Here is a 12,948-nt window from a genome sequence, read left to right as displayed (position 1 = left end):
TTTCAAAAAAGCCATTCTGAATTAGGAATGGCTTTTTTGAAATATAGTAAGACGAAAAAATAATTACAAATCGAGCGTGTAAGAAAGCGTTACATTATTGTTAGTGCTTTTTACACGGGCAGCATCGGTAAGTCCTGTGCTAAAAAACTGTACATCCATTTTACGTTGGTACCAAGAGTAAGCTAGGTCGAGCCTTGAGTTGCCAAAGGCAAAGCCAAGCCCGCCAGAATAGCCTGTAAGATCGCCTACAGTTGTACCATTTTTATACGGACTTTCAGAATAACGGTAACCACCTCTCAGACTTACGTTTTTAATGCGATATTCTGCACCTACACGCAGTTCGCCTGCCATACCTAATGTGTTACTAAGTTCGGTGTTAATAGCTTCGTAACCATTGGTTACAAATTCGGTATTGCCATAATCTTTAATAGAGTAGTCAGCACTTAATAGTCCATTTTTGCCAAATACATAGGCAAGACTACCCGTCCATTTAGAAGGCGTTTTTAATGTATAATCATCTAATATAAAGGTAAGGTAAGGGTTTACCACAACAGTACCATTTCCTGTTCCAGATGATACTACATTTTGCCTTATTTCATCTTGCAGTCGCAACCATGTTGGCGATTCATAAGCAATACCAGCTCTTAGTTGTTCGGTTACTTTTACAATAGTTCCTAAGTTGAAAGATACTCCGCCACCATAGGTATAACGTTCATTATTAAATCGGATAGCATTAAGCCCCGAAGGGGTATTGGCATCTTCATAAAAACTGGTTGTTTTTATATAATCTGTAAAGTGAATATTAATATTTGCCCCTACATATATTCTCTTCTTTAACTGCGCGCCAAAGTTTAGTGCTACTTTACCGTGAAAGCCCGTAGTGTTGAGTTGGTCTTCCTGATAAAAGTTATTTGCACTAGTATCATAACTAGATACATAAGCGGTGTTGTTAGCGGCTTGACTAACAGGGTCAAATATATAGGCATTATAACCTAAAAAAGCCTGCTGTTGCGAGAAATTAAGTTCTTCTAGATAACTGTTTTCTATTGTTCCTAAAGATGTTCCGTTGGCATAATTAAGAAAATAACGATCTATTGAATTTGTAGGGTTTGTACCCCGAGAATAAATATTGTTATCAAAATTATTGATATTATCGTAATTGAATGCTAATGCAAACTTGTTCATAAAAGCATCTTCGTTTGTGTTGTTAAAAACAAAAACAGCTCCCATTTGGTTTAAGTCAAAAGCATTATCATTTTTTTTTGTTTGTGTGCCAAAATAACTTGAGGTGTTACTTGTGTTGTAGCTAGATAGTGAAACAGTACCCGAATTGTAGCTAAAAATTGCAGAGCCAGCAGGGTTAACCATTATAGCCGAAGGGTCGCCACCCAACGCACCAAAGGCACCACCCATAGCACGAAAACGTGCCGAACCTGTTAAATTATCCATTGCATAACGAACACCATCTGCTGCTGAATTCAAATCGCGTTGTGCATATGAACTTACTGCTGCAAGGCTAAATGCAGCTAATAGTATATTTTTCATAACCTTATTTTTTCTTTAAAAGCTTTATGTTGTTTATATACAAAATAAGTAAAGCTTGATTTTTTTAACCTCTTCTACCACCACTGCTACGAGAGCCGCCACGAGAACCTCCGCCAGATGATCTACCTCCGCCAAAACTACCTGAGCTTCTTGAAGGGCTTACAGTGCTACTTCTAGAGGGAGAACTACTTCTTGTGCTGCTTCTAGAAGGCGAGCTACTTCTAGTGCTACGTGATGGAGAATAATTTCTATTATTATTGTTTCTTGAAGAGTTGTTGTAAATACTTCGGCTACTATTTCTATTAGTAGAAGTATTATAGCGTGAATTACCTTGTGTTCTTCTTACGCTATTGGTGTTTGTAGCTCTTCGAGAGCTATTTGTAGTAGTGCTTCTTCTGCTTGAGTTGTAATTTGCAGTTCTACTAGCGCTACGACGATTATTGTAATACTGATTTCTACCTCCAGCATAATAGTTACTAGATCTATTTCCGTAATAATGGTTATTGCCATAATAGTAGTTGTTGCCCCAACCATTATAACCCCATCCGCCACCATAGTAGCCTCCATAATAAGGATAGTTCCAGTTGTTCCAGCCCCAGCCACCGTAGCCCCAGCCACCATAACCCCAACCTAAACCTATACTCCAGCCTGAACCATACCAACCATTATTCCATCCGCCATAGTAGCCTCCATAATAAGGGTAATTCCAGTTATTCCAGCCGCCATAACCGTAGCCTCCGTAAACATTTACAACTACATTATCAGTTTGCTCGCCCCAACCCGGATATGCATTATAGTCGTCATATGTAGTATAACTATCACCTTCTTGTACTGTAAGGGAATCTTCTTCATACGAGTTGTATTCTTCTACATCTGTAAAAGCTGTTCCAGGGTATTGGTTTTGAAGTGACTTGAAATAAGTTGTATAATTCATGTTTTGCCCCGATACATCGCCATCACGATATTCATCGACATTACCATCATTATAAGTATATACGGGTTCATTGTTCTCATCATGAGGAACTGAGCCATATATTCCATCATTACTATAAGTCGAATTATTTTGGTATGAGCTGCATGAAGTTACGGCAAGCCCTAAGATACTCAACACTGAGTATAAGGAGATTTGACGTAGTTTGTAGTAATTAGTTTTCATATCTCTGCATTTTTTTTATTGTTGGGCTTTGCAAAATGGTTATTTTTGCCAAACGATTTCTACTAAATAAATATAAACAATATTTGTGCCAATCTAAATAAAAATGAGTAAGAACTTAACTAAACGGTCAGAAGATTATTCCAAATGGTATAATGAACTGGTTGTAAAAGCAGACCTTGCTGAAAACTCGGGAGTAAGGGGATGTATGGTAATAAAACCATATGGCTATGCAATTTGGGAAAAAATGCAGGCAGAGTTAGACAGGATGTTTAAGGAAACAGGACACCAAAATGCCTATTTCCCGTTGTTTATACCCAAATCATATTTTAGCAAAGAGGCAAGCCATGTAGATGGTTTTGCTAAAGAGTGTGCTGTAGTTACTCATTATAGGCTAAGAACTGCTGCAGATGGTAAGACAATAGAAGTAGACCCTGATGCTAAACTAGAAGAGGAGCTTATAGTGCGCCCAACTTCTGAAACTATTATATGGGATACTTATAAAGGATGGATACAATCGTATCGTGATTTACCATTGCTTATAAATCAATGGGCAAATGTGGTGCGCTGGGAGATGAGGACTAGACTGTTTTTACGTACAGCAGAGTTTCTTTGGCAAGAAGGGCATACAGCTCATGCTACAGAAAAAGAAGCTGTTGCTGAAGCAGAACAAATGATGAATGTATATGCAGATTTTGCTGAAAACTTTATGGCAATACCGGTTATAAAAGGTGTAAAAACGGCTAATGAACGTTTTGCAGGAGCAATAGAAACTTATTGTATAGAAGCCTTAATGCAAGATGGTAAGGCTTTACAGGCAGGAACATCGCATTTTTTAGGTCAAAATTTTGCAAAAGCTTTTGATGTAAAATTTGCAAATAAAGAAGGTAAGCAAGAACATGTGTGGGCTACTTCATGGGGGGTATCTACCCGATTGATGGGAGCACTTGTAATGACACACTCTGATGATAACGGACTAGTGTTACCACCAAACCTTGCGCCAATACAAGTTGTTATTGTACCAATATACAGAAACGATGAGCAGTTTGATGCAGTATCTGATGCAGCAAATGAATTGATGGCTAAGCTGAGAAAGCTTAATATATCAGTTAAATATGATAATAGAGATACACATAAGCCAGGCTTTAAGTTTAATGAATATGAACTTAAAGGCGTGCCAGTACGTATAGGACTTGGTCCAAAAGATTTAGAGAATGGCACATTTGAAGTTGCCCGTAGAGATACACTAACGAAAGAAATTGTTAGTAATACAGATATTGTTACCTATATACAAGATTTGCTTGAAGAAATACAAACAAACTTATACGCCAAAGCACAAACCTATAGAGATTCACACATTACGGAGGTAAATAGTTTTGATGAATTTAAAGAGGTTTTAGAGAACAAAGGAGGCTTTATATCAGCTCATTGGGATGGTACTCCAGAAACGGAAGATAAGATAAAAGATCTTACTAAAGCGACCATAAGATGTATTACTTTAGACAGGAAAGAAGAGGCTGGAGCATGTGTGTTAACAGGCAATCCGTCTGTTGGTAGAGTGCTATTTGCAAAGGCTTATTAATTTTTTTTATTTTTTTTGTTTCGACTATTGCGTAACTAAAAAATAGTTGTATTTTTGCATCCGCATTAGAGAAACAAAATGGCCCGTTCGTCTATCGGTTAGGACGCCAGGTTTTCATCCTGGTAAGGGGGGTTCGATTCCCCCACGGGCTACAAAAATAGAAGTTGAAGGAATTTTGAATAATCACCAAGACTTCAGGAACATTTAATGGTCCGTTCGTCTAGGGGTTAGGACGCCAGGTTTTCATCCTGGTAACAGGGGTTCGATTCCCCTACGGACTACAAAAAAGAATAATTTAAGACATTTAAGATAAAAGAAAATGGCAAATCATAAGTCAGCTTTAAAAAGAATAAGAACTAGCGAAAAGAAAAGAGTGTTGAACAAGTATCAGCACAAAACTACTCGTAATGCGATTAAAGCTATACGTGTAGCTACAGATAAAAATGAAGCTTCAGAGAAACTTTCTGGTGTTATCTCTATGATTGATAAATTAGCGAAGAAGAATATTATTCACGCTAACAAGGCTTCTAACCTTAAATCAAAACTTACTAAGCACGTAGCAGCGCTTTAATAAGCAAACTAGTGTTCATAATATTTTTAGCTCCCATTTTTGGGGGCTTTTTTTGTTACTATAATATTCTCTTTACTGCCTTTTTTATTTTACTTTAAAAAAAATCAATTTTTTTAAAGTAAAATAGTACTTCATTCGTCTTCTATAGTATATAGCAAGCAAAACCAAAATGCCGAGAAAAAGAAAACATGTTACATCAGAGATAATTAAAGAATTTAGTTCTCAATTATCTGGTTTTGTTATCGGCAGAGTAAACCGCCATGAAGATGCTCAGGATGTAATACAAGATGTATGGTATCAGCTAAGCAGGCTTACTAATCTAGATGAGTTAGAAAACATAAGTGCATGGCTATATCGGGTTGCAAGAAATAAGATTACAGACCTATATCGTAAAAAATCGGATGTATTACTTGAAGATTACACTTATGAAACAGAAGAAGATGAAGTAGAGATAAGAGATATTTTACTGCTAGATACTACAAATGATCCTGAATTGACTTTGTTTAAACAAATTTTTTGGGACGCACTTTTAAAAGCATTAAATGAGTTGCCAGAAAAACAACGACAAGTATTTATACTTAATGAAATAGAAGGGGTAACGTTGCAGGAAATAGCTACAACACAGCAGGAGAATATAAAAACAATTATAAGTCGTAAAACCTATGCTGTGAAACACTTGCGAAAACGATTGTTAAATTTATATAATGATTTAAACTAATATAAAAATGGATAAAGAGATAAACAAAAAAATTAAAAGACGAAAAAAATTAAAAATGCTTTTAATGATTCCTTTTGTGCTGGCACTTATATTTGGTCTGTCGGCTGTAGTAATGTTACTATGGAATAATATTTTACCTGAGGTTATTGGTGTTAAGCAAGTAAGTTACTGGCAAGCTTTAGGTTTACTGTTGCTTTCCAAAATATTATTTGGAGGACTTGGCTCTGATGATAGATTTAAATCAGATAAAAAATCACGAAAAAAAAGAGCAATGCGAAAAAAGCTGAAAGGGATGAGTGAAGAAGAACTTTCAAAATTTCGTGAGGAATGGCAAAAACGCTGCTAACATTCATCAATCAATCAATCAATAACTGTTATTTTAATTGAAGCCCTCTTTAGGGCTTTTTTTGTTAAATGGTTTTTATTTTTTGTTTTTCTTTTCGTTAGCTTCCTTTATATCATCTGTGTCAGGCTGCATTACTTCTTTATCACTTGTGTCTTGTGGTTCATACTGTATTTCGATAAATATCGGAAAATGATCAGAACCATAGCTATCTAACCTTTTTATTTTATTGAGTTTAAAGGCAGGAGAAATGAAAGCATGATCTAAAGGGAAACGCAAAAAAGGATAACGTGCATGAAATGAGTTAAAAAAACCTCTACCACGTCTTGGGTCGAGTAGCCCACTCATTTTTAAAAAAAGACTTGTGGTATGGCTCCAAGCTACATCATTTAAATCACCAATTACTATTACAGGTTTGTCTTGTTCTTTAACAATATCAGCTATTAACAATAATTCTTTATCTCGCTCTGTAGATCGTTCGTTTTCGGTAGGAGAAGGAGGGGTAGGGTGAATGCCATATAGCATTACTGTTGCTCCACTTTTTAAAATTAGTTTAGTATGTATAGAAGGTATATCATTTTCTACTATAAATTTAACTTTACTATCAGTTAATTCGAGCTTAGAATATAAGAGCATACCATAAGTGTTTTCTTGTGGTACTTTTATATGATAAGGATACTTTTCATTAAGTTCATCAGTACCTTCTTTCCATGTATTATTTGTTTCTAATAAAAATACTACATCAGGGTTTGCTTTGTATATTTCTTTAAGGCAACCTTTTGTATTAGTATTGTATTGGTACACGTTACTAATCATGATACTGATACTTTGTTCAGGCTTACTTGAGGCAGATTTATGTACTTGCTTTTTACCTGCTATAGTAAAAGGTAGTATTTGGTATATTAAGTATAGTATATTGCTACTTATTAGGGTGGTTAATACCCAATACAATATACTTTTCTCTTTGTATAATAAGACTATTAATACAAGGCAAAATATAGATAGTGTGAGTTTCTGTAAACGCGGATAATCGAAAACGCGAAATACCCAATAATCATTTCGGATTAAAGATAGTACTGTAAACAGTAGTAGCGTTCCAGTTAGAATAATAAGAAACGTATTCAAAATATATCGTATTAGTTGATAGGTACAAATATAGTACAGCTATAGTCAATTGGTGCTTTTATGTTATAACTTAACTTTCTAGTTTACACCATCTTTCTTTCTATATTAATAGGTAGTCGTGTTAATAACTCATAGTTAAGTTGATTGCTCATTTCTCCAAATGAAGCTACACTAACTTCATGTCCTCCTTGCATACCTATTAGTATTACGGTATCGTTTATTTTTACATCACTCATATTAGTTACATCTATGGCTATACAGTTCATGTTTACCATACCTACTACTGGCGCTCTACGCCCGTTTATTAATACAATACCGGTGTTACTAAGGCTTCTGCTAAAACCGTGCGCATATCCTACAGGAACGATCGCTAAAAGCATTGTTTGGTGTGAAAAGAAAGTAGCCCCATAACCGATGAATTCTCCCGGAGGGACTTCTTTAATACTCATAATGGTGCTTTCCCAACTTAGTATTCGCTTTAGGGGTGACTCCTCTACATTATACTTGTTAAGGTACTCTATCAAAACTTCAGGACCCGACCAAAAACCATATTGCATAATACCTATCCTTATCATATCATAATGCATATCGGGCAGTCGAACTGCTGCTGCTGAGCAACAAGTATGAATAATTTCGGGCATTATCCCAGCTTCTTTAAAAACTTTAAGAGCCTTTTTAAAACTAATTTTTTGCTTTTTTACGCGTACATAGTTAGCAATACTTTCTGCTCCTGCAAAGTGCATGCACAGTCCTTTAAATACTAATGTATCAGTATTATTTTTTAGATGAGTTATTAATTCTGGTATAGTACTCTGTTCAAAACCGGTACGGTACATACCTGTTTCTATTTCTATATGTATTAATGCTTTTTTATTCAGCTTTGCAGCGGTATTAATAGCTGTTGCTAAACGTTCCATTGTAAATACGTAAAACTCAATATCTTTCTCTATAGCCCACTCAATATCATCATCGTCAAGTGACCCCATTATCATTATTGTACTACTGGGCGAAGCAACCTCATATACTTCATAGGCTTCACCTGCATTAAATACAGCAAAGTGATTAACGCCACAGGCTTCTGCCATAGGTACATATGCAGTTATACCATGCCCATAGGCATTACCTTTTACAACTGCGCTTATTTGTTTGCCTTTAAAAAAACTTCTTAAAAATTCCCAATTAGATTGTAGAGCCGTTTGGTTAAGTTTTATTACTGATGATGCTTTCATTATTGTTGCGCCTCTTTTTGTATGGTTGTAAACATTGTAATACCTGTTGTTGTAATTTCGTCAGGATAATCATAAGCAGGGTGGTGGAGTGGGAAACACTTTTCGCCAGAGCCAATACCAAACATAGCCCCAGGATAAATGTTGGTAAAAATTCCAAAGTCTTCTCCAAACCTAAATCCGTCGGCTATTCCCTCATATTCTAGCTTTGCAACATTCGCAGCTTTGTGTATTATATTTACAGCATCAGGATGATTTTGGTTCGATTCAAAAGGCTCAATTACTTCAAAAGTAACCTCAAGTTCTTCCTTTTTAGCAATTTCAGTGGCCATATTTCTCATCACACCCATCACTTTATTAAGCCTTTCATTATTATCAGCACGAACTGTTAAATGTACAGAGCCTTCACCTGCTGATATACCATAGGCTTTCTCACCCATTTCCATATGCACAGGCGTTACTGTTATATAGGCGGGCTTTTCTTCTGCATTGAGTGATAGAGCATTTAACATATATTCGCTTATTGCTCCTGCGGGGTTTCTTCCATTCCAAGGTTCAGCAGCATGTGCAGTATATCCTTTAAAATAAGCTGCAAGACTCACTACGCTAGATGTAAAGCTTCCTGTTTTGCATACTATGTTATGCTTTTTAAAACCAGGTAAGTTATGTAATGCAAAAACCATATCGATATTCAGGTTTTTCAATGTACCATCAGCTACAACATTACGTGCGCCCCAACCGTTTTCTTCGGCAGGCTGAAACAGAAGGTACACATTCCCTTTTTCAGGTCGTTGTGCTGCATAGTGCTGGGCAACACCATACATAATGGTAGCGTGTCCGTCATGTCCGCATTTATGCGATACTCCTGTAATTGTCGATTTATATTCAGTAGTTATGGTTTCCTCTATGGGTAAAGCATCTATATCAGCGCGTAATAATATGTTTTTCCCAAAGTTTTTCCCAATAAAACTAACCAAAATACCAGTGTTAGCTGTTTTCTCTATTTTATCAGCATTTAGTTTATTTAAAAGCGATAGTAAATATTTTTGGGTTTCAAATTCGTTTTGTGATACTTCGGGGTTTTGATGCAAGTAATGCCTCAGGGTGGTGAGTTCCTCCATGATTATTTTTAATTTTTATAATGATACAAAAAAAACAGGAGGTAGAAAAATGAGATAGTATGGCTTTTTTAATGTCTCACTGTATAAAAAAAGCTATAGTATATTAATTAATATACTATAGCTTTTTGTGACCACGATGGGATTCGAACCCATACGCCTTGCAGCACCACCCCCTCAAGATGGCGAGTCTACCAATTTCTCCACGTGGCCATTATTACTTTAAATAAAAAAAGTTAAGCATGTATAATGACAGCTTAACTTTTTTTTGTGACCCGACTGGGGCTCGAACCCAGGACCCCATCATTAAAAGTGATGTGCTCTACCAACTGAGCTATCGAGTCGTGCATTAGGTAATGAAAAAGGTCTTATTAGTGACCCGACTGGGGCTCGAACCCAGGACCCCATCATTAAAAGTGATGTGCTCTACCAACTGAGCTATCGAGTCGTGTTTCATTCCCTGAATGCGGGTGCAAATATACGGATGTATTATTTATTATTCAAAGCCATTTTGTTATAAATTTGAGTTTTTTTTTACTAAAATTGTTTAACGACTTAATATATAGTGGATTATTATATGAAAAAAATTATTTTATGTGGATATATGGCTTCTGGTAAGACCACAATAGCGCGTTTACTGGCTCAGGCTTCGGGTATTACCTACCTAGATCTTGACGAAGTTATCGAGCAACAGACAGGAAAAACAATTCCACAGCTTTTTTTAGAGGGCGGAGAAATACAATTTCGGAAAAAAGAGCACATAGCATTAAAAGAAATTGTAAACAAAAATGAAAGTTTTATTTTAAGTCTTGGCGGTGGCACACCTTGCTACGCTAATAATCATGAGTTTTTACAAAGGGATGATGTACTATCTATATATTTAAAAACATCAATAAAAGAAGTTGTAAGTCGTATAGAGACGCAGTCTAACGAAAGACCCATGCTTAATAATTTAAGGGGGGAAGAGCTAGAAGAGTTTGTAGCCAAACATTTGTTTGATCGTAGTTATTACTATATGCAGGCAAAGCATAGGGTAGCTACAGATGATAAAAGCCTTGAAGCTATTGTTAATGAAATAATGAGCTTACTTTAGCTAAGACAAGCATAAGCTTCGTTATCTGTAAATACTACTTTTATATGCTCTTTTAAAGATGTAGATAAAGACAGTCCTTTAAAATCAGCTTTTACTGGGTATTGCTTGTGGTTACGGTCTACTAAAACAGCTGTTTTAAATTTCTTGAGTGGTACATCAAGAAAATGTTTCACACCATATATAAGTGTAGTACCAGAATTTAGTACATCATCTACCAAAACGAGTGCTTTATTAGTATATTCTTCTGGCGTTAATGATGTTTGTACACCATCAAGCGGTTGCTGTTTGTTTATTTTTACCTCGCACAAAGTTATTTTTAGGTCAGAAATTTTTTCGAGGGCAGTAGCTAGTTTCTGCGCAAAAATGTAACCATTACTCGCTATTCCTGCAAGTACCACTTCTTTTTCATCTACAAATGTTTCGTATATCTGGTAAGCCATACGAGTTGTTTTATGTTCTATTTCCTGCTGAGTAAGTATGATGTGGCTCATTATGTTATAACGTTATTTTTTCTCAAAGATAAAAAAGAGTTCTTTACCTTCTCTTGGTTTAATAGAATTATAGGCTGTTTCTATGATGCGGATATTAAATAGACCTTTAAAGGTAGCTATATACTCTTCAGTATTACCGCCAAATGGAGGACCTTTCTCTGTAAGCGGAAATTGAAATAACAGCCCTACAAGTTTTCCATTGGGAGCTAAAAGACTATGCATTTTTTCGGCATATTGTTTCCTTAAAGAAGGGTCGAGGGCACAAAAGAAAGTTTGCTCTATTATCAAGTCATACAGACCTTCATGTTTAAAGAAATCATCAAGAATTAAGTGCTTAGTGTCAAGCTCAGGAAGTCTTTTTTGTATATTTTCTAACGGAGAAGGAGCAATATCTAGTACATAGCTATTGTAGAATGCCTGATGAATTAAGTGTTCAAATTCATGACCGTTACCTGCTCCTGGTATAAGTATTTTTAAAGACTTATCGGTAAGTTGGTTGATATATTCTTTTATAGGCGGTGTAATTTTGCCCATATCCCACGGAGCAGAATCATTAAGATAACGCTCTTCCCAGTATTTTTTATCAAATGTTGTCATCAGCATCAATGTCTAAAGTGTCACTAGAATAATCATCAATATCCCTACGGTCTTTTTTAGTGGGTCTGCCGCTTCCTTTTGCTCTATAATGGTCTTTGGATAGCCTGAGTAGTTTCAGGTGCTCAAAGGCTTCGGCAGGCGTTTCATCCTTACGGTAAATATCTACCAGTTTAGGACCTACACGATTTGCAGGAATATCTAACACGGTTAGTTTATAGTTAATTTGATCGCGGCGAACCGTTATTTTATCGGTAGGGAAAACCTCCCGCGAGGGTTTTACCTGCTGTCCGTTTACAGCTATGTGCCCTTTCTTACAGGCTTCGGTAGCTATATTGCGTGTTTTATAGTAACGCACACACCATAAATATTTATCAATCCTCATACTAATTCTTAAAAATCATTGTTATAGCTGTACAAAAATAAAGGAAAATTGTATCTTGCGCCATTAAAATAAAAATTAAAATGAATAGATTTTTAAAGGCTTCTAGCCTGCTTTTACTGATTACATTTTTTATTGCTTGTAAAAAAGATGATGGTGCCTCTATAGAGCCACCAAGAGACTATGCAGAGCAGTATGTGGTTGAAAAAGCAGAAATAGAAGATTATTTGAGAACTCACTATATTGCAAGTGTTGATGAAGATTTTAATGTAGACTTGCAGGAAATACCTACAGATGGCGATCAAGTTTCTATTTGGGATCAAACAGAATACCCGTTACAAAGCAAAATAGTAACTCTTGATGATGTTGATTTTACATTATATTACTTAGTGTTACTACAAGGGGTAGGAGAATCGCCAACGAGAGCTGACGGAGTACGTGTAGCATATAGAGGTACTACACTCGACGCAACACAGTTTGACTATAACCCTTATCCTGAAACCTATCCTTCACTTGCAGGAACAATACTAGGGTGGCAAGAAATTATACCACTTTTTAATACGGGTACTTATGTAGATGTGCCTGATAGTCCAGATCCAGCTTATTTTGAAGATTATGGTGCGGGTGTAATGTTTTTACCATCAGCTTATGGGTATTACGAGCTCGCTCAAGTAAATATTCCAGCATACAGCCCACTTATTTTTAACTTTAAGTTATATGATTTGAACTATGTAGATAGTGATGGTGATGGGATATTGAATAAAGATGAAACAGAAAATGGTATTGATATAAATGATTATGATACTGATGGCGATGATGCTCCAAATTATCTTGATATTGACGATGATGGCGATGGTTACTCTACTCGTTATGAGATAACAATATCTGGTACTAATGATGTGTATGATTTTGAAGATATACCGACTTGCGATGGTGGTACTATTAAAAAACATTTAGATCCGAATTGCTTTTAAATCAATAAAATTGAAAAATAAAAAAAGCCTGTT

14 protein-coding genes and 5 tRNA genes are annotated in these 12,948 nt (G+C 35.9%); 8 read left to right on the top strand and 11 right to left on the bottom strand.

Annotated elements, in window-relative coordinates; translation table 11 throughout:
* Nucleotides 1-63 precede the first annotated feature (63 nt).
* Nucleotides 64-1,545: an OmpP1/FadL family transporter gene (locus tag DVK85_RS02125; RefSeq protein ID WP_114676850.1), complete on the bottom strand. Its 1,482-nt coding sequence runs from the start codon at nt 1,543-1,545 to the stop codon at nt 64-66.
* Between the two features lie 64 nt (nt 1,546-1,609).
* Nucleotides 1,610-2,701: a hypothetical protein gene (locus tag DVK85_RS02120; RefSeq protein ID WP_114676849.1), complete on the bottom strand. Its 1,092-nt coding sequence runs from the start codon at nt 2,699-2,701 to the stop codon at nt 1,610-1,612.
* A 103-nt stretch (nt 2,702-2,804) separates the two neighbouring features.
* Here DVK85_RS02120 and proS point away from each other — a divergent pair, with 103 nt between their 5' ends.
* From proS to DVK85_RS02090, 6 genes are all read left to right on the top strand, one after another.
* Complete coding sequence (gene proS / locus DVK85_RS02115) at nt 2,805-4,280, top strand: proline--tRNA ligase (RefSeq protein WP_114676848.1); 1,476 nt, start codon at nt 2,805-2,807, stop codon at nt 4,278-4,280.
* An 80-nt stretch (nt 4,281-4,360) separates the two neighbouring features.
* A tRNA-Glu gene (locus tag DVK85_RS02110) sits at nt 4,361-4,432 on the top strand.
* 57 nt (nt 4,433-4,489) lie between these two features.
* A tRNA-Glu gene (locus tag DVK85_RS02105) sits at nt 4,490-4,561 on the top strand.
* Nucleotides 4,562-4,599: 38 nt separating this feature from the next.
* Complete coding sequence (rpsT, locus tag DVK85_RS02100) at nt 4,600-4,851, top strand: 30S ribosomal protein S20 (RefSeq protein ID WP_114676847.1); 252 nt, start codon at nt 4,600-4,602, stop codon at nt 4,849-4,851.
* A gap of 169 nt (nt 4,852-5,020) precedes the next feature.
* Nucleotides 5,021-5,569: an RNA polymerase sigma factor gene (locus DVK85_RS02095; RefSeq protein WP_114676846.1), complete on the top strand. Its 549-nt coding sequence runs from the start codon at nt 5,021-5,023 to the stop codon at nt 5,567-5,569.
* Between the two features lie 7 nt (nt 5,570-5,576).
* Nucleotides 5,577-5,915, top strand: a complete 339-nt coding sequence (locus DVK85_RS02090; RefSeq protein ID WP_205431294.1) for a hypothetical protein — start codon at nt 5,577-5,579, stop codon at nt 5,913-5,915.
* Between the two features lie 75 nt (nt 5,916-5,990).
* Here the strand turns inward: DVK85_RS02090 and DVK85_RS02085 are convergent, their stop codons facing one another.
* The 6 genes from DVK85_RS02085 to DVK85_RS02060 all read right to left on the bottom strand — a co-directional run bounded on the left by DVK85_RS02085 (nt 5,991) and on the right by DVK85_RS02060 (nt 9,829).
* Nucleotides 5,991-6,728, bottom strand: a complete 738-nt coding sequence (locus DVK85_RS02085) for an endonuclease/exonuclease/phosphatase family protein (protein WP_205431292.1) — start codon at nt 6,726-6,728, stop codon at nt 5,991-5,993.
* 392 nt (nt 6,729-7,120) lie between these two features.
* Nucleotides 7,121-8,266 carry an alanine racemase gene (gene alr / locus DVK85_RS02080; RefSeq protein WP_114676844.1) on the bottom strand — a complete coding sequence of 382 codons (1,146 nt, stop codon included), beginning with the start codon at nt 8,264-8,266 and terminating at the stop codon, nt 7,121-7,123.
* Complete coding sequence (locus DVK85_RS02075; protein WP_114676843.1) at nt 8,266-9,384, bottom strand: amidohydrolase; 1,119 nt, start codon at nt 9,382-9,384, stop codon at nt 8,266-8,268. Before DVK85_RS02075 ends, alr begins: the two co-directional genes overlap by 1 nt.
* A 128-nt stretch (nt 9,385-9,512) precedes the next feature.
* Nucleotides 9,513-9,594: transfer RNA gene (locus tag DVK85_RS02070), tRNA-Leu, on the bottom strand.
* A 58-nt stretch (nt 9,595-9,652) separates the two neighbouring features.
* Nucleotides 9,653-9,725, bottom strand: a tRNA-Lys gene (locus DVK85_RS02065).
* 31 nt (nt 9,726-9,756) lie between these two features.
* A tRNA-Lys gene (locus DVK85_RS02060) sits at nt 9,757-9,829 on the bottom strand.
* Between the two features lie 129 nt (nt 9,830-9,958).
* Between DVK85_RS02060 and DVK85_RS02055 the strand changes: the two genes are divergently transcribed.
* Nucleotides 9,959-10,474 carry a shikimate kinase gene (locus DVK85_RS02055; protein WP_114676842.1) on the top strand — a complete coding sequence of 172 codons (516 nt, stop codon included), beginning with the start codon at nt 9,959-9,961 and terminating at the stop codon, nt 10,472-10,474.
* Here DVK85_RS02055 and DVK85_RS02050 read toward each other — a convergent pair.
* Genes DVK85_RS02050 through DVK85_RS02040 form a run of 3 tightly spaced genes read right to left on the bottom strand, consistent with a single transcriptional unit; the run spans nt 10,471 to nt 11,944 of the window.
* Complete coding sequence (locus DVK85_RS02050) at nt 10,471-10,968, bottom strand: phosphoribosyltransferase family protein (RefSeq protein WP_114676841.1); 498 nt, start codon at nt 10,966-10,968, stop codon at nt 10,471-10,473. The two genes, DVK85_RS02055 and DVK85_RS02050, sit on opposite strands and share 4 nt — an antisense overlap.
* A 9-nt stretch (nt 10,969-10,977) precedes the next feature.
* On the bottom strand, nt 10,978-11,562 hold the full coding sequence (locus DVK85_RS02045) for a methyltransferase (RefSeq protein WP_114676840.1): 585 nt from the start codon (nt 11,560-11,562) through the stop codon (nt 10,978-10,980).
* Complete coding sequence (locus tag DVK85_RS02040) at nt 11,549-11,944, bottom strand: RNA-binding S4 domain-containing protein (RefSeq protein ID WP_114676839.1); 396 nt, start codon at nt 11,942-11,944, stop codon at nt 11,549-11,551. The genes DVK85_RS02045 and DVK85_RS02040 overlap by 14 nt, the downstream gene beginning before the upstream one ends.
* A gap of 80 nt (nt 11,945-12,024) precedes the next feature.
* On the opposite strand from DVK85_RS02040, the gene DVK85_RS02035 reads away from it, so the two are divergent.
* Complete coding sequence (locus DVK85_RS02035; RefSeq protein WP_114676838.1) at nt 12,025-12,915, top strand: FKBP-type peptidyl-prolyl cis-trans isomerase; 891 nt, start codon at nt 12,025-12,027, stop codon at nt 12,913-12,915.
* The last annotated feature ends 33 nt before the right edge of the window (nt 12,916-12,948 follow it).

It is taken from the genome of Flavobacterium arcticum (assembly GCF_003344925.1).
Classification (GTDB): Bacteria; Bacteroidota; Bacteroidia; order Flavobacteriales; family Flavobacteriaceae; genus Flavobacterium; species Flavobacterium arcticum.
The sequence above is the reverse complement of the archived record's forward strand: the minus strand, read 5'-3'. Positions and strand labels throughout refer to the sequence as shown.